Here is a 26,375-nt window from a genome sequence, read left to right as displayed (position 1 = left end):
CATTTAGAATACCGAAAATTATGAATAAGAAGAGTCAGGAATTCCTTACCAAATATTTGAATAATGCTTCACCAACAGGTTTTGAAGCTTCAGGTCAACAAATCTGGTTAGACTATATCAAGCCGTATACGGATAGCTATTTCACGGACAAATACGGAACGGCAGTAGGGGTAATCAATCCTGATGCAAAGTTTAAAGTAGTGATTGAAGCACATGCTGATGAGATCAGCTGGTTCGTCAACTACATTGATGACAACGGCTACATTTATGTAGTTCGAAATGGGGGTTCTGATCACCAAATAGCGCCTTCAAAAAGGGTGAACATTCACACCGAAAAGGGAATTGTAAAAGGTGTCTTCGGCTGGCCAGCCATTCACGTGCGCGATAAAGCATCTGAAAAATCACCTTCACTGAGAAATATCTTCATCGATGTGGGAGCGGAGTCGAAGCAGGAAGTGCTTGATATGGGCGTTCATGTGGGAACCGTAATTACTTTTGACGATGAGGTTTTTAAACTCAATAAGAAATTTTGGTGTGGTCGTGCGCTCGATAACCGTATTGGTGGTTTTATGATTGCCGAAGTGGCCAGAAGGCTTCACGAAGAAGGCAAGAAACTTCCATTTGGTCTTTATGTGGTCAATTCGGTACAAGAAGAAATTGGTTTGCGTGGTGCGGAGATGATTGCCGCTAGAATCAAGCCCGATGTAGCCATCATTACAGATGTATGTCACGATACTGCTTCGCCAATGTATGAAAAGCAAATACAAGGTGATCAGAAATGCGGTTTAGGCCCTGTATTGGCTTACGGCCCTGCGGTGCATAACAACGTATTGAAAATGCTGATTGATGTAGCAGAAAAGAATAAGATCGAATTCCAGCGTCATGCGAGCTCAAGATCAACGGGCACCGATACCGATGCTTTTGCCTATTCAAACGAAGGTGTGCCTTCAGCTTTAATTTCTTTGGCTTTGAAGTACATGCACACTACCGTAGAAACTGCACATGAAAGCGATATAGAGAAGGTAATTGAACTGATGTATCAGTTTATACTTCATTTACCAGCCGATCATGATTTCAGCTATTTAAAATAATTGGTTTGGAAGGGAGTATAAGAGTGGTGTTGGATCAAATGGGGCGGAAGGTAGAGGTACCTAGTTTGCCTCAGCGCATTGTTTCTTTAGTGCCTTCCCAAACAGAATTATTATATGATTTAGGACTTGGTGACCGCGTAATTGGGGTCACCAAGTTTTGTATTCACCCAAGTCAATGGCACGAATCCAAAACCTTTGTTGGCGGTACCAAGCAGTTTAAGTTCGATGTAATTGATGAGCTCAAACCTGACCTAATTATCGGGAATAAAGAGGAAAATTACATTGAAGGCATAGAGGAACTGGCCAAGAAATACCCGGTTTGGATGAGCGATATTCTTGGGCTAGATCAGGCTTTCGATATGATTTTGGCCATCGGTAATTTGGTAGAGGAAAGAGCCAAATCAATTTCTATTGTAGAAAAGGTGAAGGAGGGTTTTGCTTCGCTTCCCTATAAGTCGAGAAAAAAAGCGCTGTATCTTATTTGGAAGAAGCCGTACATGGGGGCAGGCAGAGCAACATTTATTGATGAAATGATGGATTTCGCTGGCTTTGAAAATGTGCTTTCAGAAACACGTTACCCAGAACTTACACTAGAGGCTATCCAAGACATAAATCCCGAAGCTATTCTTCTCTCTTCGGAACCTTACCCTTTTAAGGAAAAGCACATTGCCGAACTAAAGACCGTGCTACCCAATTGTGACGTTCAACTCGTAGATGGTGAAATGTTCAGTTGGTACGGAAGTAGGTTAATGCAAGCCCCTGCTTATTTCGCAGACCTGAAATAAAAAGAGGAAGCGCCATCAATTTCTTCGGCACAAGTTAGATTCTTGCTTGATAAGTGTACAGCTGATAATATCTACCTTCTTTAACAATCAACTCATCGTGTGTACCTCTTTCAACAATTTCACCATTCTCAATCACGAGAATTTGATCTGCTTTGCGAATGGTACTTAAACGGTGAGCAATTACAAAAGTAGTTCTACCTTTCATTAAGCTCGATAAACTTTCTTGGATGAAAGATTCACTTTCTGTATCGAGGTTGGAAGTGGCTTCGTCAAGAATAAGGATTTTTGGATCGGCCAAAACGGCTCTGGCAATGGCAATTCTCTGTCGTTGGCCACCAGAAAGTTTCACACCTCTTTCGCCAATTATGGTTTCCAATCCTTTTTCAAATCGATCGGTAAATTCATTTACATACGCTGCTTTCACTGCGTTCTGTAAATCTTCCTCAGAAGAATCTGGCCTAGGGAAAAGGATGTTTTCGCGGATTGTCCCTTCAAAAAGGAAGTCATCTTGAAGTACTACACCTAACTTTCTTCGGTAGCTTTTTAATAAAATGGAGGAAAGGTCGATGCCGTCAATCGTGATTTTCCCTTCACGTGGGTTAAGGAAAGAAGCGGCTAAACCTGCAATTGTAGATTTACCTGAGCCAGAAGTTCCAACCAAAGCAGTAACGCTTCCAGAAGGTGCATCGAAGCTTATGTTTTTCAATACGTCTGTATCTTCTTCATAAGCGAATGATACATTTTCGAATTTGATATTGGCGTCTGTTTCTTTAAGCTTAACGGTTCGGTTTTCGTCATCGTCTTCCGCTTTCATCAACATAATCTCTTCCGTACGATCTAGTCCGGCAAATGCTTCTGTAATCTGGCTACCAATATTTGACATTTGAACAATTGGGGCAATGAGTAAAGCGAGTAAGCCAATAAATGCAAAGAGTTCACCCGTGGTCATGGTGCCTTGAATGATATAGTAGCCTCCAATTCCTAGAATACCTGTACTTGCAACACCCGCTAAAAGGAAAGTGGCAGAGCTGGTGACTACGGCAGTTGCTGTAAGCGTCTGTTTTACATTTTCATACAATGATTTTACACCAGTTTCGAAACTCTCCGTTTCTTGTAACTCAGCACCAAAGCCTTTGATTACACGCACGCCACTTAAAGTTTCCGTTAATCGCCCGGTAACTTCAGCATTGAGTTGGCCTCTTTTTCTGAAGATTGGCCTTAAATAGGCAAATGCTTTCATGGCCACTAAACCGAAAATGATCACAGGAACGACCACAAATGCGGTAAGTTTAGCGTTCATGCCCAAGAGTATGACGAGTACGGCAACTGCAGTAATACTACCGCCAATAAGCTGTACAAAACCAGTTCCTACTAAGTTTCTTACGCCTTCCACATCGGTCATAATCCTTGAAACTAATGCTCCAGACTTGGTGCTATCGAAGAAATTAAGGGGGAGTGATAAAATTTTCTTTTGCACTTGAACACGCAATTCCGCAATGAGCTTTTGCGCTTGAACACTGAGGATACGGGTAAGGGCGAAGGAAGTAATGGCTTGGGTAATGATGGCCGCTATGGTGACAAGAATAACCATTTTCAGCATTTCCATGTCTTTGTTTACCACAACATCATCAATCAAGTATTGAGTTGCTTTCGGAAGCACCAAACTGGCTGCACTTCTAAGTAAAATTAAGACCAGTCCAAAAAGTAAAAGCCCTCTTTTGGGCCAAATGATTCTTTTAAAAACTTCACCTACAGTGATATTGTCGAGTTTTTTCTTCTTTGCCATGGTAACCGCTGAAATATAGTAAGACCAACCGTGTTGAAAGCCAGTTAGTTCAATTGATCAAAAGTAATTTAAATGACATTCTTACTGACCTGTTGCCAGTTCAATGTCTTTCCAAAAACCTGGGTATGATTTATTGACCACACTGGGATCTTTGATGATGATGCCCTGCAAGGTACAAAGTGGAGCAAAAGCCATGGCCATTCTGTGGTCGTCATAGGTCTCGATTTCTATGGGGGTATCACTCAATTCGAATTTAGACCTAAGTTCAAACACCTCTGGTGCTACTTCTTTTAACTTGACTTTGAATTTTTTCAGCTCCTTTTTTAGGGCTTTCACCCTGTTGGTTTCTTTGATCACAAGGCTTTCTAAACCTGTCATGGTGCATTGTATTTTCTTTGCCGCACAAACAACGGCTATGGTTTGGGCCAAATCTGGGCAATCGCTAAAGTCAAAATTCACCTCGTTGGAATGAGGGATTTTCTGAAGTACCACACCATCGGCTTCAAAAGTGCTCATCACGCCAAGCTGATTCATCATGTGCACAATGGCAATGTCGCCCTGAAGCGACTTTTGTCTGAGCCCTTTCAATTTGATTTTGGCATCATCCGCTAAAGCGACAAAACTATACCAGTAGCTCGCACCCGACCAATCGGACTCCACTACATAGGGATAATCATTGTATTGCTGAGGCTTAATTTCAATGGTTTGGTTGGTCCAGTTGGAGTGAATTCCAAAAAGCCTCATCATGTCCAAAGTCATTTGGATATAAGGGCGAGAGCCGATTTTCCCTTTTAACTCTAAATTAAGCCCTTGGGGTAAACAAGGGGCAATCATTAATACAGCCGATATAAACTGACTGCTGACATCGCCTTGCATTTTAATACTGTTGGTCTTTTGATCAACAATGGGCTTTACCTTGAGTGGAGGGAAACCCTCTTCTCCTAAATATTTCACTTTGGCACCAAGGCTTTTAAGCGCATCACCCAAAATCTTGATTGGACGTTGTTGCATTCTTGCCGTGCCAGTAAGAATCCTCGGTGTTTCTCCCACGGCTGAAAGTGCTGTAAGAAATCGCATCGTGGTTCCAGCGTCCAAAACATCTAAAGTTTCTTCCGAACTGGCCAATAAACGAATCATCGTTTGAGTATCCCTGGCCTCCGATAGGTTCTGTAGTGCTGATAGGTTACCAGAAAGCGCGTTGATAATTAAAGCCCTATTGCTCTCACTTTTAGAAGCAGGAAGCGGGATTTCTACTGCTTTGAGTTGGGGTGAGTGTTTAAGGTGAATGGTTTCCAAGGTCAGTGTTTCAGTTTAGTGAAGTAAAAAAGAGAATCAATTACATCTTTTTCGTCTACTGCGATATCGTAGGTGGCCTTTCCGATGTCCATCAGAAGGGAGTGGTTGAGGAGGTTATTGAGATTCTTTTTGTCTTGGTACATCAGTTTTATGATTCCAGAAAAGTCCTCTTTTGCGATGTTAATTTCAGGATAAATTTCGAGAATGGTGTCAGAAATCTGCAATAGATTTTCATCAGAAAAACCCAGCAGTTTTTTTGACAAGTAGGCTTCACATATCATTCCAGCCGCAATTGCCTCTCCATGCAAAAGCTTTTTGTCTGTATTTAAATAGAAGCTTTCAATGGCGTGCCCTATGGTATGCCCAAAGTTTAAAATCTTCCTGAGCCCGGCTTCTTTTGGGTCGGCTTTTACTACTTCATTTTTGATTTCTACCGAATGGGCAATCACCGCTTCCCAGTTTTCAATGTTTAAACCATGGGCAGTGGTTTGCTCAAAATAATCAGTATCGGCTATCAGTCCGTGCTTAATTACTTCTGCAAAACCCGATCTTAATTCTCTTGGCGCTAAGGTTTTTAGAAACACAGGGTCGATCAAAACACTTTCTGGCTCTTGGAAGAAACCTAAATGGTTTTTAAAGCCCATAAAATCGATTCCTAACTTCCCGCCTACATTGGCATCTACAGCCGCCAATAGGGTAGTAGGAATGTTCATAAATCGAATACCGCGTTTGTAAGTCACCGCACAGAAACCACCCATATCGCCAATGACGCCACCACCCAAATTGATCAGCAATGCTTTTCTGTCAAAGTTGTTTGTGGTGAATTGCTCCCAAATGTGTTCGCAAGTGCGAAGATTTTTGTTCTCTTCGCCCGAAGTGATTTGTATGAGCAAATGCTCAGGCAAAAAGGCCTGTACCAAAGGATAACAATGCGCATGCGTATTCTCATCGACTAAAACCGCTAGTTGCGTAAAGTCAGTTTCCTTTAATACCGCCTTGAGGCTGGTTTCTATGTGGTCAATTACAATGTGGCTCATGCGTTTGTCAATGGACGGGTTTCTTTCAGTTGTGCTTCTTGCTTTTTCACGGACTCTTCGTGAATGGCAAATAAAAGGCTTTTCATAAACTTCTCTGTCAAATTTTTACGCAAGCCGTCCTGAATTCTGCTTTCCATCACTTCTTCCCAACGGCTAGGCTGGTAAACGGCTAAATTATGTTCGCGCTTATAGTCACCTACTTGCTCTATTACTTTGAATCTTTCGGCAAAAAGCTCTAGTAGTTGCGTATCAAGTAAATCAATTTTTTGTCTGAATTGATCCAGCTCATTTAGCATTTCTGGATGCTCGTCTACGTTTTCTCTAAAGATCAGGCTTTCATAAATGATTTTAAGCGCTTGAGGTGTGATCTGCTGTTTGGCATCACTCCAGGCATTGTCTGGGTCGTGGTGAGTTTCAATCATCAAACCATCCAAACCAAAGTTAATGGCCCTTTGACTTACGGCTCCAATAATTTCGCGTGCGCCACAAATATGACTTGGATCACAAATTACAGAAAGACCGGGGATCATTCGTTTTAAGTGAATGGGTAATGACCACTCTGGCTTGTTGCGGTATCTTTTTTCGTAAGGATCAGAAAAACCACGGTGAATGCCGGCCACTTTTTTTATACCTACTTTATTAAGTCTTTCAAAAGCGCCCAACCAAAGTTGAAGGTCTGGGTTGATGGGGTTCTTCACCATTACGGGAATGTCGGTGCCTCTTAAGGCTTCGCAAATTTCTTGTACCGAAAATGGGTTTACCGTTGTTCTAGCACCAATCCAAAGCACATCAACGCCAGCTTTTAGTGCGGCTTCTACATGTTCTGTTTTTGCTACTTCTACTGTCACAGGTACATCCAAAATGTCTTTGGCAATTTGTAGCCACTCCAGAGCTTCCACGCCAACGCCTTCAAAAGAGCCGGGTCTAGTTCTGGGTTTCCATACACCCGCTCTAAATAATTCAACAGGACTTTCCTTTAAACCTTTTGCAATGGTTTCGATTTGCTGCGGGCTTTCTGCGCTGCAAGGGCCGGCAATGAGCACATGCTCTGATAATCCGAGCCCCCAATCTTTAATGTCGATGATGTTCATAATTACGTTTGGTCAAAAAAAAAGCCCGACTCTTTCGAACCGGGCTAATAAAATATTTTTACAATTTCATTTATATGATAGCGCAGGCTCGATCTCGTTGAGTTCTAAAGTAAAAAAAGTAATAAAATGATGTCCTTGCTGCTAACATGCGATAAACTTAGGTATCTCTTTTTTAAAGAAAAATATAAAGTGAAATTATTTTTTTTAAGCGTTTTCCACCAAAGCGAAAGTTGTGCTGTTGGTCGAGTTGTCTTCGATATTCTCCGAAAGTAACATGAGGTCGTTGGCTTCTATGGCCTCTTTGCTGGCAATTACTCCCGAATTTTTCTCACGGTTATTCTTCAATTCATGAATAGCACTTACCGTGCTGGTGCTTGAAATGAAAGTAATATGGCTGTATTTGACGAAGAACTTTTTGGTCTCTTTGATTGCCATTGGGTGAGAATAGATCTTTTTTATACTCTCAATGTTAGCAGCTTTAAAGCTCCCTAGGCAAAGATGAATTGGAAGCTCAAACTGCTCCAGAATACGATGCCCTGAGGTTTTGATGCGCTCTAAATTATCTCCAACCAAACCAGAGGTGTTGTTTTTGATGGCGATCAATGCCTTTTTAATTCGTTTTTCTTTGAGCGCTTTAAAAACGTCATCGAATGAATGGAAAAGTACATGGCTAACATTGGGCAAAAATTTTTGCCTAGCCATATCATGATAAGTGTTTTCAGGGCCGAGTAGTCCTAGTTCAGTCATTAGGTTGTTTGTCTTGTTCTTTATTAAATACGGATGTCTGTATCCTTACGGATTGCTGATGAATATGTCGGTAAAGTTCGCGAATAAATTCGGGGTCTAAGTTTAAAGATTTTGCCCATTCTGGTCGGGAGTGCAAAATCTCTTTCCAGCGACTGATCTGAAAAATAGCCACGTTGTTGTCTTTTTTATAGGTTCCAATCTTTTCAACCAAGCTTAAACGGGTGGCAATGGCTTCCAGTATTTCCCTGTCCGCTTGATCTATTTGCTCACGAATGATGTCTAGCTGATTGTTGAAGTCTTCGTTTTTGGACGTATGATTTCGAAAAATCAAACTATCCAGAAGAAGACCAAAAGCATCGGGCGTTAATTGTTGCGCATTATCACTGAGCGCATTGTCAGGGTCGATGTGTGTTTCAACCATCAAACCATCAAAGTCTAAGTCCATAGCCCGTTGCGACAATTCAGCAATTAGACTTCTTTTTCCACCAATATGGCTTGGGTCGCAGAGCAGAGGCAAGTCAGGGAATTCACTTTTCAATTCCATCGGGATTTGCCACAGCGGAGTATTGCGGTATTTGCTTTGCTGAAATGTTTGAAAGCCACGATGAATAGCACCGAGGTTTTTGACATCACATTTTAACAGCCTTTCCAAAGCCCCTTTCCAAAGTGATAAATCTGGATTAATAGGGTTCTTTACAAAAACGGGAAGGTCTACGCCTCGAAGAGCCTCGGCAATTTCTTGCACATTGAAAGGGTTGACAGTAGTTCTGGCACCAATCCACAATAATCCAGCGCCATTTTTTAAAGCAATGTCTACATGTTCAGTGGAGGCTACTTCGGTGGCAAATTTAAAACCGAGTTCCTTTTGCACTTCCTTCACCCATTCAAAAGCGACTTCGCCCATGCCTTCGAAAGAACCTGGCCGAGTTCTAGGCTTCCAGATCCCACCTCTTATGTAATCAACTTTAGAAAGGTCTAAACCCTTCAGTGTTTTTAAAAATTGACTTTGGCTTTCAATGCTACAAGGCCCTGCGATAATGATGGGCTTTTTGTCGCTGTCTAACCGTCTGTGTAATGGGGGATTAGTCATGTATATTTCGTTTGCAACTCAAGTACAACAAAGGTAGGAGACTATTGGTTTGTTACTATATTTGCGGACTTTGAATATCGCTATGGAACTAAAAAAGTTTGTTGATTTTGACAACCTTACAAATGCCTTTGCGGCTCGAACTGACGAAGCACTAAAGCAAGCGCATTTTATTTTCTCTACTATGCAATCTCCAGGATTGGTAAAAGTAGGAATGGCCCTTACCAAGTGGTCCTTAAACTTGGGTTTACCTGTAAAGGGAATCATTAGAAAGACTATTTTCAACTTGTTTTGTGGAGGTGAAACCTTGGATGGATGCCAGCGCGCAACCAACGAATTGGCGGCTTTTGGAATTGGCGCCATCTTCGATTATTCTGTTGAAGGGGAAAAGACCGAAGAAGGATTTGATGGAAGTGCACAAGAAATAATGAGAACTATAGACCGAGCGAGCTAATATGAGTTCATTCGGTTTTCTGCTTTTAAGATTACAGGCTTGGCTCATTTCGATTTACTGACCAAAATTCATGCAGGAGAAAAACTTTCTGAAAAGGAAGTGGCAGCTTATGAGCGGGTAAAGGCCAGAGTAGATATGATTTGTGCTGAAGCCAAACGAAAAGACGTTTCTGTTTTGATTGATGCGGAGGAAACTTGGATTCAAAAACCAGTAACGGATATCACAAGGGACATGATGGCCAAGTACAATACGGAAAAAGCCTTAGTGTTCTATACCTTTCAGATGTATGCCCATAGCATGTTAGGACATTTGAAGGAGCTGCATGCCGATGCAAAAGAAAACAACTATAGACTAGGTGCGAAGTTGGTGCGTGGCGCATACATGGAAAAAGAGGCTGAAAGAGCTCAAGAGATGGGCTATGAAAACCCAATTCAACCGAGCAAAGAAGCTACCGACAGAGACTTTGATGCAGCCACTGAGTATTGTATTCAATACATTGAAGACATTGGGCTTTTCGCAGGTTCGCATAACGAGAAAAGTAATTATTTGGTAACACTTTATCTTGAAAAGTATGGTTTACCGAGAGACGATAGGAGGGTTTACTTTGGTCAGTTGTATGGCATGAGCGATCATATTTCTTTTAATCTTGCTAATGCAGGTTATAACGTAATTAAGTATGTGCCCTATGGGCCTATTAAAGCCACTATTCCTTACTTGATGCGCAGGGCAAATGAGAATACTTCTGTAAAAGGTCAAAGCAGCCGTGAACTGACCTTGATTAAAAAGGAAATGCAACGTAGAAAAGAAGCCAAAAAGGAATTTGCTCATCAGGATAAGTTCTAAAAAGGGAATCCAAAAAGAAAGCAAAAAGCCTGACTTAGTTGAACTAGGTCAGGCTTTTTAATGCGTGTATTTTGATGTTAATTATTACTTCTTCTAACTCCTTTAACCTTCATTGGCTGTTCAGTAATTTCAGTGATCTCAATGGGAACATTGAGTCTTTCAACTACTTCATAACCATCGACAGTCTGTTGCTTTTTACCGATTTCATGAAGTTGTATTAATCTTGACCTTATTTCTACAACCTCTAAAGGCACTTCAATTTCATTTTCGAAAATGATTTCATTATCTGAAGTACGTGTTGAATCAAGGTACTCTATTAAGTAAGGTTCAGTTTTAACATCCAGATCGAGTACAACTTCTTCGATTTCATCTACCAATACTGGTTCGACCACATCGGTGCAAGCGTAAGCAATAAATAAGAGGCCTAAAATAGGCAGGGCGAGTAATGGTTTTAATTTGTTCATGACATTTGAGTTTAATTTTTGAATCATTTTTAATCTTTTCTGAATAGGGTGCTCGCTAAAGCTGGAGATCAAGCTGCTGTTCACTTTGGCCAGGGCGAATTGCAATAATGACCTTTCGTAATGTTTTGGGGGAATACGCTTCAATACCGAATGATCGGCTATGTATTCATGTTGAAGACGGATGGATTTAGCATAGAAGTAACTAAATGGATTGAACCAATAAACGCATTTGAGTACTTCAAAAAGCAGTAAATCCAACGAATGCCTTCCTTCAATATGAGCAAGCTCATGTGTGATGATTTGCTGTTTTAAACTTTCGTTTTTGTTCAATTCCTTGCCTATAAAAATGGTATTGAAAAAGCTATAAGCATCATTGCCTTCGGTTTCAATCACTTCAATCTTATTGTTTTGTAACGAAGGCCATTTGCCCACTTTTCGTTTTACAAGTACTAGCTTGAAGAATAAGATGCCGATAGAGACGGCCACACCAATGAGGTAAATTGTGCTTAAGGAAATCAGCGGTGCCGACTGTGTTAATGCTTCTGCGGTGCTTCCCTGAATTGGAGTGGCAGCGCCCGTATTAAGCGTTTCGAGGACAGCACCGAAAGCAAACTGACTTTGAAAATTGAGTAAAGGAATAAGCATTGAAGCCAAAACCGTGAATAACAGGTAAAACCTATTCACAGAAAGTAATTTTTCTCCACGAAGGAAGAGCCAATAGAAGCCATAAAAGCTTGCTAGGCAAATTGAAGATTCTATTAAATAACTATTCATGGTCTTCCAGTTTTTGCATCAAATCTTCCACTTGTTCAGGGCTTAGCTTTTTCTCCTGCATCATAAATGAAAACAGCTTTTCGGCCGAACCTTCAAAATAGTTGCTCAAAAGTCCGTTCATCGACTTTTTGGTATAGGCTTTCTTTTTCACCGTAGCGGAATAAGAAAACGTATTTCCCACTTTCTCTCTATTCACAAAACCTTTGGTTTCCAAAATTTTCAAGAAAGTACCCACCGTATTATAGGCTGGTTTTGGGTCAGGCATTTGGTCTACAATATCTTTGATGAACATCTTATCATGCTCCCAAACGATCTGCATTATTTGCTCTTCAGCTTTTGTTAAGTCTTTCATAACTCCTAATTCTTTCGGAAAAGTCTTAAAGATCTCGGACAACTCCTAATTATTTAGGAGTAAATTTTTTCAATAGTATATAGAGACCTCTTTTAATTGTTTAATAAATGTCATTGAATGACTAAATTGCGCCTCGAAAAAAATAAAGCAATGCAGATTTTAAGCGAACAGGAAATTGTCAGAAGACAAGAGCGAGAGGAACTTCAAAAGCTCGGTATCAATCCATATCCTTCAGAAACCTATGAGGTAACTCACTATTCTAAGGGAATTAAGGAAGGTTTTGATAAGAATCCTGAAGGCTATAAGGAAGTGACCATTGCCGGTAGAATGATGAGCCGTAGAATTATGGGCTCCGCATCTTTTGCCGAAATTCAAGATACTCAAGGCCGTATTCAGGTCTATGTAAGAAGAGATGATATTTGCGAAGGCGAAGACAAAACCCTTTACAATACCGTTTTCAAAAAGATATTAAGCATTGGCGACATTGTTGGAATCAAAGGCTATGTGTTCAAAACACAGGTAGGCGAAACTTCTGTGCACGTAACAGAAATGACCGTGCTTACTAAATCTTTAAAGCCTCTTCCATTACCAAAAACCGATGCAGAAGGCAAAGTACACGATGCCTTTACCGATCCGGAGCAGCGTTATAGACAGCGTTATGTGGATTTGGTGGTGAACCCTCATGTAAGAGAGGCTTTCATTAAAAGAACGCACATGGTGAACTCAATGCGTCAGTTCTTGGCCGACAGAGGTTACTTAGAGGTGGAGACGCCAATCCTTCAGCCTTTGTATGGTGGGGCAGCAGCAAGGCCTTTCAAAACACATCACAATACTTTGGACATGACGCTCTATATGCGAATTGCCAATGAATTGTACCTAAAAAGATTAATTGTAGGTGGCTTCGATGGCGTTTTCGAATTCTCTAAAGATTTCAGAAACGAAGGAATGTCACGTTTCCATAATCCAGAATTTACCCAAGTAGAGCTTTATGTGGCTTACAAGGATTACAATTGGATGATGAATTTGGTGGAGGAAATGGTAGAGAAAGTGGCCATTGACTTACACGGAACGACTAAAGTTCAGGTGGGTGAAAACGTAATTGATTTCCAACGTCCTTGGAAACGTTACACCATGTTTGAAGCCATTGAGCATTTTACAGGCGTTGATATTTCTGAAATGGACGAGGCTGAATTGAGAGAAACAGCCAAGAAACTAAAAGTGCCGAATGATGAATCGATGGGGAAAGGAAAACTCATTGATGAAATTTTTGGTGAGCACTGTGAAGGCAAACTGATTCAGCCGACCTACATCACGGATTATCCGGTGGAAATGTCTCCATTGGCGAAAAAGCACCGCACTAAAGAAGGTTTGGTGGAGCGTTTCGAAGCGATTTGTAACGGAAAGGAAATCTGTAATGCATTCTCTGAGTTGAACGATCCAATCGATCAAAGAGAGCGTTTTGAAGAGCAGCTGGAGCTGGGTAAAAGAGGAGATGACGAAGCCATGACCTTGGATGAAGATTTTCTTCGTGCCTTGGAATACGGCATGCCGCCAACCGCTGGTTTAGGCATTGGTATCGATCGTTTGTCGATGATTATGACTAACTCAAAGTCTATTCAGGATGTGTTGTTCTTCCCTCAAATGAAACCAGAGAAGAAAGCCAAAATGGCTACGGATGATGAGTTTGTAAAAGAAGGCGTTCGATTAGAACTGGTTCAAATTCTGAGAAAACTGAACATCAATACCATTGCACAGCTCAAAGAACAAACGGCTTCTAAACTGCTCAACGATATGGGGGGCATGAGAAAGAAGCTCAAGCTTCAAGACGTTGCAGCGGCTAGCTTAGAAGAAATCGAAGGCTGGTTGAACTAACAGTTAACCCAATCTAAAAATACAAAAAGCCATTTTGCGAAAGCAGGATGGCTTTTTTGATGTGTTCGTCTGGCTATAGTTTGTGAACTTATTTTTCATTTCCAGTAATCTACTTTGCCAAGGGCTCATTGTCATCAATAAACTTTTTCATTTTGAAGAAATTAAATTCAAATTCATTGTCTTGGTCATTGATTGCTTGTCTGAATGACTCTAAAAACGAAAAGACTAATGCTCTCCATTCTAGTGAAGAGGAATTTAAACATTCATTAACTGTCAAAGACGAAATTAGAGTTGACTTTCGAGTTATCAACTGTGTCTGATGGTTAAGATATTTTTCAACCTCAATAGGTGGATTATGAATCATCCTGTAATATTCTACTAAACCATCATTCGCCATGGGATGAACATGCGTACTTGCGTAGTCATAACCAAATTTGTATAAGAAATAGAAACCTTTGGTCTTAAATTCTTCCTCTATGTCAGGACGCTTCCATTTTGTCTCTTTCTTTTGAATTTGTTTGTATCTCACTTTATCGTCCTGTGTGGGTAAGAAAAATTCTTTAGGGAATGTGTCTTTAAAATTAACGTCACTTAATGAGTTGTTATTAGCATCTATCTGTCTCAGGAAACTCCAGGCTTCAAAATCTCCAAATGAATTTGTCCTCTGCAAGTAATAAAGATGACCTAGTCGATCAACCATAGAACGATAAATTATGTAACAGTCCAATAGTTGTCCTGAGTTGTTTAACAACTGTATTGTCCTGAGTTGACTTATCGATTTAGCAAGAAAATTTCTTAGTATGATGTCCTTTGTTGTAAGGTCGGTGGTGTCAAAAGAAAACACCAACATAGCACAACCAACATTGTACAATTCAATTATGTCATCTTTTTTCTTATCCATACACAGTCAAAAAAAAATAGTGCATAACGACTATCTATCATGAGACAGGATTACAAAGCACTAACTTTTCCTCTCGCTCATAGCTATGCCTTGCTTTAAATTTATTAATACTTGGTGGACTTTCCATAAACCGTTTTCCTTCTTTTTCTCCTATTAGTAGGCCTATGTTTTTTTTGCGAGGAGTTTCTTCTTTTCCACCGAACAATTAGTGCTCTCAAGCCAATAAATGTCATAATTAAAATTAAGAGATCCTTCAGTTCGGAATTCATTGATTGCCCTTCGGAAGCGTCATTAACGATGCTTGGGATGTTCCAAATCCATTTCTTCTTATCTATTGACTCTATTAAATGGGACCGTAATTCAGACTCTATTGAGCTATCAATAATGGGGTTTTCGATATGCAATTCTTTTAAGTCAATCTCGACTGTTGGTATTCTCAGCCGTTCAATTTCACTAATCTTCTTATGATTTCCTTTAATAAAGGAGGTTACACCAATTTCGACCAAAAGTTGATTCCCAGTTTCGCTCGTTAAAATAATGTCTGGCCTTATATTACCAATTATGTTTTCGAATTCTACTTTCTTGTAGTCAAATTTTAACTTTCCAGTTGTCTCAAAAGGAGGGGTCATAAGCCAGTTATTCTTTTCAAATATCTTTTTGGCCAACAAATGCAATTCAGATTCTCCTTGCCCTCCTGTACAAGTTGATTCTTCATTTTTATGAAAGTAACAGCTTTCTCTATTTGAGTTCTTGGAATAAATTCTTGACCCTAGATGTTCCTTACACTCTGGACAGACGCAACCACAATTAAGGCCAACATTTGGCTCGAATGTTGAGACATGGACGTAATTTCTATCTTTTATCGCCCATGTTATTGTTGCACTCATATATCTATTCGGTCTTATTGGTGTATTGCTGCAGTTTTCCACAACGTTATGTATCCACCACATTTATGGCGTATATCCAATGTAATTTATCAAAAAAAATTAGTTTCAGTGACTAACTATTGGTGGCTTGTTGGTGAAGAACACCAACAAGGACGGAATAGCCGATGTTGTACAGAGTGCTTAATATTCTATGTGGTAAACATAAATTATTAAAAAGGCTAAATACACTATCATCGATAATAAAGCAAGTAGTTCAAAAAGCCAAAATATCCAATGTTTTCTATGAAATAGTGTGATAGAATATTCTTCATTTTTCTTCACGTAGTTAGAGAGTTCCTGTTTCCTAGTATTGAATATTTTGATTGAACTTAATACTTCGTAATACATTGTTCCAATCGAAAATATAATGCATGTAGCTATTGAAATTAGACAAATGATAAATGCTGTTTTGGCATTTTGATCACTTATTAATGAAGGCTTGAGCCCAACTAGCAATCCAAGTAATGCTGCTGAAAGAGTTGAAAGTGTCTTAAAAAACGTATTTCTTGACTCATCCTTCTTTTGATCTGATAATATTAGATTATCATATTTAGATTTTAGAAACTCATCCATATTTATTCAGTGCTTTGCACAAGGCTAAATTCTTACCACACTTATATCTTTTTTTTACCTCATGTAATTTTTCAAAACTTCTTTACAATGACTCACTAATGGTGGCTTGTTGGTGAAGAACATCAAGGGCGGGAATATTTGCCATAGCTAATGTTGTGCATAGTGTTCTTTGTTTTTTTTAAGCCACTTTTTCGCTACGTCCATTACAATCGTTTTAATGTTTTCTCTTCTGGCTCCGTCCCAATAGTGATTGTATGTATGGTCTTCATAGTCAAGGGCGACCCAAGCCCAATAAAGTAGATAGAAGTCATAAACAAGGCCTTCATAGTCTCTCATTTGACAAAACTTGTAAAGTTCAGTCAAGTTTTCTCTTACTCTTTGCCCTTTGGCGATTTGATGAACATAATAGCTTGTGTAGCTCAAAGTTGCAATATCACCACTTTTCATTTCAAGTCCGAGTTCTTCTACCGTGTCTGTAACGTAGTTAATAACTTCGGAATAATTTGTCGGCTTGTTGAAACTTGCAAGCATGTATAAAGTCGGACTTTCGTATCCAAGTTCCATCATTTCAATTGCCCAATCAATACTCTCATTGGTGTCGACTTGTTGGATTTCAAGAAACGCGACAATCTTATATGTTAGTTGACTTATTGGTTTGGCCATTTTACATTATGCTCAACGTTATATACCCACCACATCTCTCGCGTATATATCTTATGTAATTTATCAAAAACTTCTAGAAAAAATGGACTGTAAAGCAATGGGGGTTTTAGTTGTTTGATGAATCTGTCTAGCTATCGTCTGTTGCCTAATGCTTTATTTATAATCGGGAATATTCAGTCCTAAAATTATGTTCCTATTGGCAGTCCAAATGCCGTTTTTTATTTCGAGTCGGACAATTCCTGAACCACCGCGATTTTTCTTAGCTTTCTTGATTTTTGCTGTGAGTATAGGGTCGCTCTCAAAAAGAATACTATCTATGTAATATGGGGTAGTATTTGGTTCTTTAACATAGATATGAATATGTTCAGGTTCTTCAACTTCAGGGTAGTGGGCAGGTCTAAAGGTAAAAAATGAGTACTCCCCGTTGCTATTCGTTTTTAGCCAGCCTCTATACTGTCCGTGAAGCTTTTCCCATCCTACTGGATTATCACTAGGTTGATAGATTCCATTTCTGTCAACATGATATATGTATAGAATTACGTTACTAGCTGGAGTCTTTCCGTCTGCTTCAAATACTTTTCCTGATATTTTAATCTTAGGCGTATTTTCCAGAAAGCCAGGCAACGTATCTGATGCTTTGGGCTGAATAGAAAAAAGGTGATAGTCCATTAGTGCTTCACAATCTTGACAGCGTCCTCCAACTTGTTTGTCTTGTGCTAAGCTGGTTTTGTTTAAGAGCGTCAGCAAGGAAAGGATGATTAAAAATTGTCTCATAATAGTTGTTCTTTAATTACTGTTTTTTTGAGTTTATTTTTTGCGCGAGTAGGTGATCCATCGAGTATTTTCCTGCCCCTGCAACTAAAAAGAAGAGATATACAATCAAGTATAATATGGCTTTCTCTTTGACGATGAATGCTTGATCTGCATTAAAGATAAAAGCGGCAACAACCATGGTGAATGACAGCGGAATCACCGCGATTCGAGTCAAAAGACCAAGGGCCAGAAGAAATGAACAAATTACCTCAGCAAAAATAGCGAGTAGTAAACCACTCTCAGAGCCTAGCCCAATGAGCTCTGGGAGGCTGTTTTGGTCCTCCCAGTAATTCTTGAGTTTTGGCCAACCATGCAGGTAAACCATTAATGTGGAGGTGCCTATTCTGAGCATAAGAAAACCCAATCCAGATACCTTATCTTTTGAAGATTGGAGAAGGGGTGTTAAATACTTTTCAACCATGATGTCTAATGAATTTTACTGTCCGAACACTTCTTGTGAAAAAGAGCGTGCACTTAGCGCTTGATTTGTGTGAGCCTAAATGTAGGGACTAGGAAGGGACTACGAGGGCGGTAATTTATAACCTGAGGAGTTTACCGCATAACCTGATAGTTAATGTAGAATGCCTTTTAAAGATTGAGCATAATTACGACTAAGGCGAACTGTCTTTCCACATTTTAATACTAAATCGTGGTCACCATTGCCTCGTGATTTTGACATTTCTATTTGGTTAGTATTCACGATGGTTGACTTATGAATACGCTTGAAGTTTTCAGGTAGTGATTCGATGATATTCTTCAGACTGTCAAGTATGACATGTTTATTTTCTAGGGTATTGACTTCTAAATATGGGCCATCAGAAACAATGAAATTTATTTTTTGAGTTTCTACGAACGTTGATTTGCTGCCATTTTTAATTCGAAAAGTATTTAGGTTACTCTTTTGGTCTTTGCTTTTTATGGCCTTTTGACTAAAGTGATAGTAAATGAAAGAGAAGATAATGTAGAACGAGAGTCCTAAATAGAGTCGGGTTGATAGCTTTTGAGTTAACAATAAAGTTAAAGGCCAAGGTTCGCCATTTATTGTAAATGAAATAATATAGAGAAGTAAAGAGAAAACTAATAAGTGTGATAAGGTGATACAGATAATTAGAAAGGACTTTTTCAGTAGAGTCTTCCTTTTACCTGTATTTAAGTTGAATTTATTCTGCAAGTGCAGAAGCAAGAGGGTAAAAGGTATAAATACAAACCAAAATAGCTTGTATGATAATGACTGCATTAAAGAGAAATCACTGTTATTCAACACGGACTTGATATAATCTTGACCAAACTCTAGCACTGCTAACAGCGAAACAGTAATGGTGAGCCAATAAAGTATTTTTTCTTCCTTAACCTGATTGGGCAGTGGAGGGGATAGGCTTGAAAAGGATGCTGTATTAAAAAAACTTCTCATCACAATACTGTATAATAATTAATGAACGCTTTTTAAGGTAATCAGCATTGGTTTTATTTTCCACTGTGTTACGCAACGCTACAAATTCACCACATTTATCTGATGTAATTTATTAAAAACTTCCTTTCAGTGACTAACGATTGGTGGCTAGTTAGTGAAGAACAACAATAAGGGCGGAAGCTTCTTTAATTCAATGTGGATTGATATTCTTTAATATGCGCAATCAAGGTTGAACAGTCGGTTATCGTTTTTTTGTAATTATCTCTCCTGGTATAAGCGCCATTGAGCTGAATCGTATTCAGTAAATGAGTGTCGTGTCTTAAGGACATGATATCATCGATACTGTAATTTGACATATCGGGAAGCCTTTCTGAGATCATGTTTAACACATTTTCTGTAGAGGTTTGCGTTAAAAAGTCTTCTTCTTTTTCCAATGCCTCATAACTGTTATAGAATTTGATAATTCGCTCTCGAATCATATCGTCTCTTATGATTCTTAAATGAGAATTAGCACTCATTTCTATGTAAGTAGATTTTATTGGAACATAGGGTTGTATCGGTTGCCATTGGTATTCAAAGTATTCTATAATGGAATCGGTTTGAATTTTTCCCTTAACCATATCCAAGAAAAGACTTTTGGTTCTTGCTTGTCTTTCGAGTTTTAGATAATTGTTCTTTAGACCAATAGAATCTTGCTTTAATTCAGTGATTAGATTGTTGAGGTATTTTCGCTCTAATTTGTTTTCGACATTTAATTGCTTCCAATTATTAATCTGAATTGCAATTAAAATCCCAATCACAACGAGTACAATCTCTCCAATTGCATAAAGCAGATATTTGCTGAATTTGTTTTTAGAGAGCATTTGTAGTCTGTCTTTTCTGAAAAAATTTATCATTGGTTAACAGTTTGCCATAATGAAGCATAACGTTATCTATTCGCTACATCTCAGGCGTACATATCTCCTGTAATTTATCAAAAAAAATCCTTTCAGTGATTAATTAAGGTGGCTTGTTGGTGAAGAACACCAACAAGGACTGAAAGGCTGTTTGACTTTGGTCTAAGGTCTATTATCTAAGATCTAACATCTTAAAAAAATCAATTATCGAAGAAGCTTCTTCTGCGGCTTAGTTTCAAATCTTTAAGGGCCGAAGCTTTGATTTGAATGTCGATAGAGTAGGAGGTAAATCGCCCAAATGGAATCCAGTTGCCACTTAATTCCCAGCAGCCTAGGTCGCGGTAAACACCCAATGAGCTTTGGGTGAATTCTTTTAGCTGTAAATCGTAACCCGTATTAAAGGTGAGCTGCCATTTTTCAGAGAGGGACAAGTTTCCGCTCATTTTAACGGATTGCCTCGTGGTAGTATTAAATTCATTATTACTCAGGTACTGATTAAAGGAGTAATTATAGCTGAAACTTACGTTCCAAGGCACCGAAATATCGATGTATGCATTGGGGTCGTCAAAATACTGAGGTACCCGCTGCTGATTGTTTGATTCTCCGTTGTTCATGGTGCCATAACCATTGTCGGTTCCATTTCCAATATCACCAAATCCTCCTCCTTCAATCGAAGCTAAACCGCCAGCACTACCGCCCATTGAAGATGATGGCCTATTGGTGGATGCTTTTGAGTTAAGGTTGGTGCTGAGGGAAAAGCGTCCACTTTTTACCCTTCCAATACCATTTCCTTGTGTCAGCGCTACTACGTCCACTCTTCTAATCACATCTCCTTCGCCATCGTTGGTAGTCAGGTAAGTGTAGGGGTCTAGAGTAATCGCTGCACTTACATCAATTTTTTTCTTGAACAGGCTTGTTCTAGCGCTTACATTAAAGTCTGAAAGGTTGAAGGAGTCGGCCAAGAAATTATAGCTGGTAGAAAAAGACAAGTTTTCAAAGATTGATACCTTTTCCGATTTAGCCGTGTCGCTCCTTACCTTCATTTCCACCTTGTTATTTACAATGAAGCCAATGGCTGCTGATTCTCCTAAGCTTGGACTTCCATAGACAAAGCCATTGTATTTAGATAAAAAACGATAAACGGGTTCCCCCGTTGAGGTTGTGTCTACTTGTATGTTTTTATAATAGCCATACTTTTCCTGACCGAAATCAGGGCGATAACTGAAGTCTAGTGAAGGAGACACGATGTGGCGTATTGATTCAACCCTGCTGCTGGGCTTAAAGTTTTTAGAGCCATACAATTGAGTAGAAACGCTAACGCTTGCACCATATGTAGTAGCCCTAGAAAATCCGCTTAATGTATCTATTCGGACTGCATTTTCATCCTCTAAATAAGTGTAATCCAACTCTTTTAAATACCATAATTCCTGAAAATTGATAGAAGGAGAAACATTAAAATTTTCCAATAAAGGGAAGGAAGTGGAAATAGGAATTGAATGCCTTGCACCGTTTTGAGCGTTTGCAAACAACTCAGGGAGCTTGGCAAATGTAACAGCAATGGTGTCGGCCTCATTGGTGCTGTTAGCAATATCGAATCCAGCAGTATTGGGCCTCACCAAGTTTGTGATCTTATTCGATGTACTGAATGCCCATGAAAAAGAAAGTCTTTTTAGGGCTTCTTGTTCGGCAAATGAAAATGGCATTACCCTGGTCATGCTCAATGTAAACTCGGGCAAGGATACATCAAGAATGTTCGTTTGAATGTTCTGTGAGTGGCGTGCGCTTAAACCATAATTGAACTTGTTATTAGCGAAACTTCCCGATAGTGATACGTTGGAACGGAATTCTGAACGGATGGAATTCTGAAAATTTTCAGTGGAAATGTTGTTGTTATTGTATGAACTCGTTCCTGCATTGATGCTCGCTGAAAAACGTGTTTTACCCCTGGTCTCAGGTCTATGAGAAATGGAAACCCAGAAATCATTTGAATTTAGAGGGTTTTCATCTATTTCTGGAGTATAACTCTTATTGTATTTAAGGTCTATACTACCGCTATATTTATAACGCTTTTTATAAGTGGAACGCACATTTAATCCGAAGCTACCCTTGGAGTAATAATCACCAGTAACGGCTGTTCTTATGTACTCATTGTTACCAAAGAAATAACCGCCTTCACGCAAGAAAATTCCTCGCACCCTTTCTTCACCATACTTTGGAAACAGAATACCAGATTGTGCATCACTTTTAACATCTGGAAAAAAGGCAAAAGGTAAGGCGAAAATAGTAGGGATGTCACCAATGTATAATTGTGCTGGCCCAGTAATGATCTTATCCCCTGGAATCACCTTGATTTTTTCTGCCCTAATGAAAGTAGTGGCTAAAAGATCGGCACAAGGAATAAACTTACCCCCTTTGATATAAGCACTTCCGTCTTGGTTTTTCTTGATTTCTTCTCCAGAAACGTAGCCCTCGTCTTGTTGAGTAACTACCCCTGTTATTTTTGCACGGTTGGTGGCGAAATTATAGCGAATACCTCTAGTTTCATACACTCCAGCCTTGTCTTGAAAAACAGGTAGGCCAACCCAGCTGCCTGTGGAGTCTTGTACTCCTTTGGCAATAAGCTCATTCTGATTTCGGTCAATAATAATTTGTGCAGCATCTAGTTTAATATCACCATACTCGATGTAAGCATTTCCATATAAGTACGTTACATTCGTAGCAGTTTTGGTAATGATCGAATCTTCGGCATAGTATAAAATTGTAGTTTCTATGCCATTATTGTTGATTTTGAGGGTGTCTGTGCCAACTGGTCTGGTTGTTGTTGGACTGGTGCCGAGCGGAGCGGGGTCGATCTGTACTGGATCATTCTTTAAACTTCCTTCTTGGGCCCTCAGGCCAAATGCCGTCAGTAGTAAAACTAATATGAAAGATATGTTTTTAACAGAGACCAAAGGATTTTTCGCTTTATGGAAAAAATTCAGATTTTTGTGTAAAGGTATTCTAATAACCATTTCTATGCGAACCAAAGTAAAAAATAATAGAGTTGCTTTCCTTGTTTTATCATTGGCTTTAATAGTTTTTGCTCCATATCAAGGGTTATCTCAAACTGCTAAGCCTAAATTTAAAGTAGTGATTGATCCAGGGCATGGCGGAAAAGATTCCGGTACACGAGGAAAAAACTTACTCGAAAAAGATGTTGTACTGGCCGTATCCATGAAAGTGGGTGCGTATTTAAATGAACTTTTAGAAAACGTTGAGGTTATCTATACTAGAAAAACTGATGATTACAGCCATCCCAAAGTTCGTGCCATCATGGCCAATGACGCAGATGCTGATTTATTCGTTTCTATCCACGCCAATGCAATGCCTGCGGGTAATGAAGGGGTGTATGGAACTGAAACTTACGTAATGGGAGTAAAGAATGAAGGTGGGAATTTTGAAGTAGCCAAAAGAGAAAACTCTGTAATCTTGTTGGAAGAAGACTATAAAGAGAAGTACCAAGGCTTTGATCCTACCTCACCTGAAGTAAATATTGCTTTTTCTATTATGCAGGAAGCATATCAAGAAAACAGTATTCTCTTAGCGCAAAATGTTGAAAATCAGTTTTCTAAAAGGGCAGGAAGGAAGAGCAGGGGGGTGAAACAGTCAAGTATTTGGGTATTATGGAATACTTCTATGCCTAGTGTTTTGATAGAACTTGGCTATCTTACAAACCCAAAGGAGGAAAGGGAACTCGGTTCAGCCGAGGTACAAGAATATTTAGCCTCAGCAATTTTTAGAGGAATTAGAGATTATATTGACTATTTGGAATCAACAAAATAGATAGTGGCAAAAGGAAGAGAATTTAAGGTCGGTTTATTTGCGGTGCTCATGTTGGGCTCACTCTATATAGGTTTCAACTATTTAAGGGGACTTGATGTTTTTTCTCCGCTAAACACCTATTACGTTACGTATAGCAATATTAGTGGCCTAAGTAAAGGCGACAGAGTAATACTTAACGGATTGAATGTTGGGACTGTACTTGAGCGCAAATTTAGCTCTGATACCTACAACGAAATATTGGTGACACTCGCCATAGACAATACCATAAAAATGAAGGAAGGCACCGTGGCAAGATTGGCCAAGCCTGATATTTTGGGCGCCTTAGAGGTTCAGTTAATCTTAAACCCAGATGGAGAGAGGCTGCTTCAGGATGGAGACTTTTTAGGAGGCGAAATGGACAGAGGTATTGCTGAAATGATTACTGAAGAAGGTCTTTCCGCAGCCAATAGTCTGAATTCAGTAGTGAAAAAGATAAACGATGTATTGGAGCCATTTGCCTCAAGGGCCGATACCATCGCCTTGGCGATAGACAATTTCAAGTATTTTAGTGATAAACTGGTATATATGACCGACTCGGTAAATATCGCCATGGAGCAAATTAAGCTTAGAATAGATTACGTCACCGATTCCATGGTAGCAGCAATGGGGGGAATAACACCTCTGCTTGCTGAGTATACCAAACTAGGTGAAAAAATGAATGCCATTGATATTGAGTCTCGCTTGATGCGTATGGACTCAGTCTTATTAGGAACTCAAGAGTTCATGAGTAAACTAAACTCTAATGAAGGTACGCTAGGGAAGCTGATGACCAATGACTCATTGTACAATGCACTGAATAGCTCTATGACTGATTTAGATAGTTTGTTCATAGACCTAAGAGAGAACCCTAAACGCTATGTTCATTTTTCAATCTTTGGAAGAAAGAACAGACCTCCTGCAGACAAGAAGAAAAAATAAAGTCCTGAGCGATTAACTTCTTTTTGATATCATCAATCTTGGGTTTACTTTAGATCAAAGGTAATAATACATACTCCCGGTCTTATCGGGCTAACACTTGCATATGGATATTGAATTCAATAAAAACGATGACACCATGCGCCAATTGGTGTATAGACTCGATGAAAAACTCAAAGAAGTAAAATTGGGTGGAGGCGAAAAAAAGATTGAATCTCAGCATAAGAAAGGCAAACTCACTGCGCGCGAAAGAATCGAATACCTGATTGATGAAGGAAGTGACTTTTTAGAAGTAGCAGCCTTTGCTGGCGATGGCATGTATGCAGATGAAGGCGGTTGCCCATCTGGAGGGGTGGTGACTGGTATTGGCCAAGTGAGTGGGCGCGATTGTATGATTGTAGCCAACGATGCCACGGTGAAAGCAGGAGCCTGGTTTCCAATTACCGCCAAGAAAAACCTTCGTGCCCAAGAAATAGCCATGGAAAATCGATTGCCGGTGATTTATTTGGTCGACAGTGCTGGCGTGTATCTTCCTATGCAGGACGAGATTTTCCCTGACAAAGAGCACTTCGGAAGACAGTTCAGGAATAATGCTAAAATGTCCTCTATGGGTATTATTCAAGTAGCGGCCATTATGGGCAGCTGCGTGGCAGGCGGTGCTTATCTGCCAATTATGAGTGATGAAGCTGCTATTGTAGACAAAACAGGATCCATATTTTTAGCGGGCTCTTATTTAGTGAAAGCCGCTATTGGCGAAAGTATAGATAATGAAACATTGGGGGGCGCAACTACGCAATCTGAAATATCAGGCGTAACCGATAACAAATTCCCGAACGACCAAGCTTGCCTAGATTATATCCGAAGCGTTTTCGATAAAATTGGAGACTTCGAAAAAGCAGGTTTTGATAGAAAGGAACCTAAGGTGCCAAAGGAAAATCCAGAAGAAATGTATGGCATTATGCCAGACAGTAGGGTGAAGCCTTATGAGATCAAAGAAATCATCAAACGCATAGTCGATGACTCTGAGTTTGACGAATACAAAGAAGGCTATGGAAAATCTATTGTTTGCTGTTATGCCCGAATCGATGGTTGGGCTGTGGGAATTGTGGCGAATCAGCGATTAATCGTAAAGTCTAAAAAAGGCGAAATGCAGATGGGCGGAGTGATCTATTCCGATTCAGCTGATAAATCAGCACGCTTTATCATGAACTGCAACCAGCGTAAAATTCCATTGGTCTTTTTACAAGACGTGAGTGGGTTTATGGTGGGCAGCCGAGCAGAGCATGGTGGTATTATTAAGGATGGAGCCAAAATGGTAAATGCAATGGCCAATTCCGTAGTGCCAAAATTCACGATCCTAATTGGTAACTCTTACGGAGCAGGTAACTATGCCATGTGCGGAAAAGCCTATGATCCACGATTGATTTATGCTTGGCCAACGGCCCAAATGGCGGTAATGAGTGGGGCAGCAGCAGCCAAAACATTGCTTCAGATTAAAGTGGCTTCTTTAAAAAAGCAGGGCAAAATAATTGAACCAGAAGCAGAGAAAAAACTGTTGGAAGAAATCACGGACAGCTACAATGAGCAATTGAGTCCATATTATGCTGCTTCTAGAATTTGGGTAGATGGCATCATCGATCCTTTGGACACCAGAAAGGTGATTGCTAAAGGCATTCAAGCAGCCAATCAAGCACCAATTCGTGAACAATTCAATGTAGGGATCATTCAAACCTGATA

At 39.6% G+C, this 26,375-nt stretch carries 24 protein-coding genes; 8 read left to right on the top strand and 16 right to left on the bottom strand.

Annotated features, from left to right (window positions below; translation table 11 throughout):
• The first annotated feature begins 20 nt into the window (after window positions 1–20).
• Both AWN68_RS11440 and AWN68_RS11435 read left to right on the top strand, forming a co-directional pair.
• Window positions 21–1,091, top strand: coding sequence for a M42 family metallopeptidase (locus AWN68_RS11440; RefSeq protein WP_068415572.1), 1,071 nt, complete (start codon window positions 21–23; stop codon window positions 1,089–1,091).
• 5 nt (window positions 1,092–1,096) lie between these two features.
• Entirely contained in the window at window positions 1,097–1,876 is a 780-nt protein-coding gene (locus tag AWN68_RS11435; protein ID WP_245657998.1) for an ABC transporter substrate-binding protein, read from the top strand.
• A gap of 34 nt (window positions 1,877–1,910) precedes the next feature.
• Here the strand turns inward: AWN68_RS11435 and AWN68_RS11430 are convergent, their stop codons facing one another.
• From AWN68_RS11430 to AWN68_RS11405, 6 genes are all read right to left on the bottom strand, one after another.
• Window positions 1,911–3,662, bottom strand: coding sequence for an ABC transporter ATP-binding protein (locus AWN68_RS11430; RefSeq protein WP_068415569.1), 1,752 nt, complete (start codon window positions 3,660–3,662; stop codon window positions 1,911–1,913).
• Window positions 3,663–3,743: 81 nt separating this feature from the next.
• A complete protein-coding gene (locus tag AWN68_RS11425; protein WP_068415568.1) occupies window positions 3,744–4,958 on the bottom strand; it encodes a 3-phosphoshikimate 1-carboxyvinyltransferase in 1,215 nt (404 codons plus the stop codon).
• A 2-nt stretch (window positions 4,959–4,960) separates the two neighbouring features.
• Window positions 4,961–5,995 carry a 3-dehydroquinate synthase gene (aroB, locus tag AWN68_RS11420; protein WP_068415567.1) on the bottom strand — a complete coding sequence of 345 codons (1,035 nt, stop codon included), beginning with the start codon at window positions 5,993–5,995 and terminating at the stop codon, window positions 4,961–4,963.
• Window positions 5,992–7,089: a bifunctional 3-deoxy-7-phosphoheptulonate synthase/chorismate mutase type II gene (locus AWN68_RS11415; protein ID WP_068415565.1), complete on the bottom strand. Its 1,098-nt coding sequence runs from the start codon at window positions 7,087–7,089 to the stop codon at window positions 5,992–5,994. Before AWN68_RS11415 ends, aroB begins: the two co-directional genes overlap by 4 nt.
• Window positions 7,090–7,290: 201 nt before the next feature.
• Entirely contained in the window at window positions 7,291–7,833 is a 543-nt protein-coding gene (locus AWN68_RS11410) for a prephenate dehydratase (RefSeq protein ID WP_068415562.1), read from the bottom strand.
• Window positions 7,826–8,923 carry a bifunctional 3-deoxy-7-phosphoheptulonate synthase/chorismate mutase type II gene (locus AWN68_RS11405; protein WP_068415559.1) on the bottom strand — a complete coding sequence of 366 codons (1,098 nt, stop codon included), beginning with the start codon at window positions 8,921–8,923 and terminating at the stop codon, window positions 7,826–7,828. The genes AWN68_RS11410 and AWN68_RS11405 overlap by 8 nt, the downstream gene beginning before the upstream one ends.
• A gap of 82 nt (window positions 8,924–9,005) precedes the next feature.
• On the opposite strand from AWN68_RS11405, the gene AWN68_RS19245 reads away from it, so the two are divergent.
• Both AWN68_RS19245 and AWN68_RS11400 read left to right on the top strand, forming a co-directional pair.
• Entirely contained in the window at window positions 9,006–9,374 is a 369-nt protein-coding gene (locus AWN68_RS19245; protein ID WP_317038922.1) for a proline dehydrogenase family protein, read from the top strand.
• A gap of 39 nt (window positions 9,375–9,413) precedes the next feature.
• Window positions 9,414–10,217 carry a proline dehydrogenase family protein gene (locus AWN68_RS11400; protein WP_317038921.1) on the top strand — a complete coding sequence of 268 codons (804 nt, stop codon included), beginning with the start codon at window positions 9,414–9,416 and terminating at the stop codon, window positions 10,215–10,217.
• A 77-nt stretch (window positions 10,218–10,294) separates the two neighbouring features.
• Here the strand turns inward: AWN68_RS11400 and AWN68_RS11395 are convergent, their stop codons facing one another.
• Window positions 10,295–11,455, bottom strand: a complete 1,161-nt coding sequence (locus AWN68_RS11395; protein ID WP_068415556.1) for a M56 family metallopeptidase — start codon at window positions 11,453–11,455, stop codon at window positions 10,295–10,297.
• Window positions 11,448–11,807: a BlaI/MecI/CopY family transcriptional regulator gene (locus AWN68_RS11390; protein WP_068415553.1), complete on the bottom strand. Its 360-nt coding sequence runs from the start codon at window positions 11,805–11,807 to the stop codon at window positions 11,448–11,450. The genes AWN68_RS11395 and AWN68_RS11390 overlap by 8 nt, the downstream gene beginning before the upstream one ends.
• A 150-nt stretch (window positions 11,808–11,957) precedes the next feature.
• On the opposite strand from AWN68_RS11390, the gene lysS reads away from it, so the two are divergent.
• Window positions 11,958–13,679: a lysine--tRNA ligase gene (lysS, locus tag AWN68_RS11385; RefSeq protein WP_068416453.1), complete on the top strand. Its 1,722-nt coding sequence runs from the start codon at window positions 11,958–11,960 to the stop codon at window positions 13,677–13,679.
• 109 nt (window positions 13,680–13,788) lie between these two features.
• Here the strand turns inward: lysS and AWN68_RS11380 are convergent, their stop codons facing one another.
• From AWN68_RS11380 to AWN68_RS11340, 8 genes are all read right to left on the bottom strand, one after another.
• On the bottom strand, window positions 13,789–14,580 hold the full coding sequence (locus tag AWN68_RS11380) for a DUF5677 domain-containing protein (protein ID WP_068415552.1): 792 nt from the start codon (window positions 14,578–14,580) through the stop codon (window positions 13,789–13,791).
• Between the two features lie 104 nt (window positions 14,581–14,684).
• Window positions 14,685–15,467 (bottom strand): hypothetical protein, encoded by a 783-nt coding sequence (locus tag AWN68_RS11375; protein WP_157716189.1) that lies wholly within the window; start codon window positions 15,465–15,467, stop codon window positions 14,685–14,687.
• Between the two features lie 759 nt (window positions 15,468–16,226).
• Window positions 16,227–16,742: a hypothetical protein gene (locus AWN68_RS11365; protein WP_068415545.1), complete on the bottom strand. Its 516-nt coding sequence runs from the start codon at window positions 16,740–16,742 to the stop codon at window positions 16,227–16,229.
• Window positions 16,743–16,895: 153 nt separating this feature from the next.
• Window positions 16,896–17,516, bottom strand: coding sequence for a dioxygenase family protein (locus AWN68_RS11360; protein WP_068415542.1), 621 nt, complete (start codon window positions 17,514–17,516; stop codon window positions 16,896–16,898).
• Window positions 17,517–17,532: 16 nt separating this feature from the next.
• Window positions 17,533–17,976, bottom strand: a complete 444-nt coding sequence (locus AWN68_RS11355; protein WP_068415541.1) for a DoxX family protein — start codon at window positions 17,974–17,976, stop codon at window positions 17,533–17,535.
• Window positions 17,977–18,126: 150 nt separating this feature from the next.
• Complete coding sequence (locus AWN68_RS11350) at window positions 18,127–18,966, bottom strand: LytR/AlgR family response regulator transcription factor (protein ID WP_068415539.1); 840 nt, start codon at window positions 18,964–18,966, stop codon at window positions 18,127–18,129.
• 185 nt (window positions 18,967–19,151) lie between these two features.
• Window positions 19,152–19,862: a DUF6090 family protein gene (locus tag AWN68_RS11345; RefSeq protein ID WP_089082116.1), complete on the bottom strand. Its 711-nt coding sequence runs from the start codon at window positions 19,860–19,862 to the stop codon at window positions 19,152–19,154.
• Window positions 19,863–20,062: 200 nt separating this feature from the next.
• A complete protein-coding gene (locus tag AWN68_RS11340; RefSeq protein ID WP_157716187.1) occupies window positions 20,063–22,813 on the bottom strand; it encodes a putative LPS assembly protein LptD in 2,751 nt (916 codons plus the stop codon).
• A gap of 64 nt (window positions 22,814–22,877) precedes the next feature.
• Here AWN68_RS11340 and AWN68_RS11335 point away from each other — a divergent pair, with 64 nt between their 5' ends.
• From AWN68_RS11335 to AWN68_RS11325, 3 genes are all read left to right on the top strand, one after another.
• Window positions 22,878–23,684, top strand: coding sequence for an N-acetylmuramoyl-L-alanine amidase family protein (locus AWN68_RS11335; RefSeq protein WP_068415528.1), 807 nt, complete (start codon window positions 22,878–22,880; stop codon window positions 23,682–23,684).
• A 3-nt stretch (window positions 23,685–23,687) separates the two neighbouring features.
• Complete coding sequence (locus AWN68_RS11330; protein ID WP_068415525.1) at window positions 23,688–24,641, top strand: MlaD family protein; 954 nt, start codon at window positions 23,688–23,690, stop codon at window positions 24,639–24,641.
• A 103-nt stretch (window positions 24,642–24,744) separates the two neighbouring features.
• Complete coding sequence (locus AWN68_RS11325; RefSeq protein WP_068415521.1) at window positions 24,745–26,373, top strand: acyl-CoA carboxylase subunit beta; 1,629 nt, start codon at window positions 24,745–24,747, stop codon at window positions 26,371–26,373.
• The last annotated feature ends 2 nt before the right edge of the window (window positions 26,374–26,375 follow it).

Origin of the sequence: Roseivirga echinicomitans (assembly GCF_001592935.1) — a bacterium.
In the GTDB taxonomy this organism is placed as follows: domain Bacteria; phylum Bacteroidota; class Bacteroidia; order Cytophagales; family Cyclobacteriaceae; genus Roseivirga; species Roseivirga echinicomitans.
Note: the sequence above shows the minus strand (reverse complement) of the source record. Positions and strands in the feature narration are given on the sequence as shown.

Excerpts from the sequence above, each read along its gene's own strand:
- AWN68_RS11360 (WP_068415542.1), bottom strand. The coding sequence starts at position 17,516 with ATGAGACAATTTTTAATCATCCTTTCCTTGCTGACGCTCTTAAACAAA.
- AWN68_RS11375 (WP_157716189.1), bottom strand. The coding sequence starts at position 15,467 with ATGAGTGCAACAATAACATGGGCGATAAAAGATAGAAATTACGTCCAT.
- AWN68_RS11365 (WP_068415545.1), bottom strand. The coding sequence starts at position 16,742 with ATGGCCAAACCAATAAGTCAACTAACATATAAGATTGTCGCGTTTCTT.
- AWN68_RS11355 (WP_068415541.1), bottom strand. The coding sequence starts at position 17,976 with ATGGTTGAAAAGTATTTAACACCCCTTCTCCAATCTTCAAAAGATAAG.
- lysS (WP_068416453.1), top strand. The coding sequence starts at position 11,958 with ATGCAGATTTTAAGCGAACAGGAAATTGTCAGAAGACAAGAGCGAGAG.
- AWN68_RS11395 (WP_068415556.1), bottom strand. The coding sequence starts at position 11,455 with ATGAATAGTTATTTAATAGAATCTTCAATTTGCCTAGCAAGCTTTTAT.
- AWN68_RS11405 (WP_068415559.1), bottom strand. The coding sequence starts at position 8,923 with ATGACTAATCCCCCATTACACAGACGGTTAGACAGCGACAAAAAGCCC.
- AWN68_RS11325 (WP_068415521.1), top strand. The coding sequence starts at position 24,745 with ATGGATATTGAATTCAATAAAAACGATGACACCATGCGCCAATTGGTG.
- AWN68_RS19245 (WP_317038922.1), top strand. The coding sequence starts at position 9,006 with ATGGAACTAAAAAAGTTTGTTGATTTTGACAACCTTACAAATGCCTTT.
- AWN68_RS11390 (WP_068415553.1), bottom strand. The coding sequence starts at position 11,807 with ATGAAAGACTTAACAAAAGCTGAAGAGCAAATAATGCAGATCGTTTGG.
- AWN68_RS11335 (WP_068415528.1), top strand. The coding sequence starts at position 22,878 with ATGCGAACCAAAGTAAAAAATAATAGAGTTGCTTTCCTTGTTTTATCA.
- aroB (WP_068415567.1), bottom strand. The coding sequence starts at position 5,995 with ATGAGCCACATTGTAATTGACCACATAGAAACCAGCCTCAAGGCGGTA.
- AWN68_RS11345 (WP_089082116.1), bottom strand. The coding sequence starts at position 19,862 with ATGATAAATTTTTTCAGAAAAGACAGACTACAAATGCTCTCTAAAAAC.
- AWN68_RS11380 (WP_068415552.1), bottom strand. The coding sequence starts at position 14,580 with ATGGATAAGAAAAAAGATGACATAATTGAATTGTACAATGTTGGTTGT.
- AWN68_RS11350 (WP_068415539.1), bottom strand. The coding sequence starts at position 18,966 with ATGAGAAGTTTTTTTAATACAGCATCCTTTTCAAGCCTATCCCCTCCA.
- AWN68_RS11430 (WP_068415569.1), bottom strand. The coding sequence starts at position 3,662 with ATGGCAAAGAAGAAAAAACTCGACAATATCACTGTAGGTGAAGTTTTT.
- AWN68_RS11410 (WP_068415562.1), bottom strand. The coding sequence starts at position 7,833 with ATGACTGAACTAGGACTACTCGGCCCTGAAAACACTTATCATGATATG.
- AWN68_RS11440 (WP_068415572.1), top strand. The coding sequence starts at position 21 with ATGAATAAGAAGAGTCAGGAATTCCTTACCAAATATTTGAATAATGCT.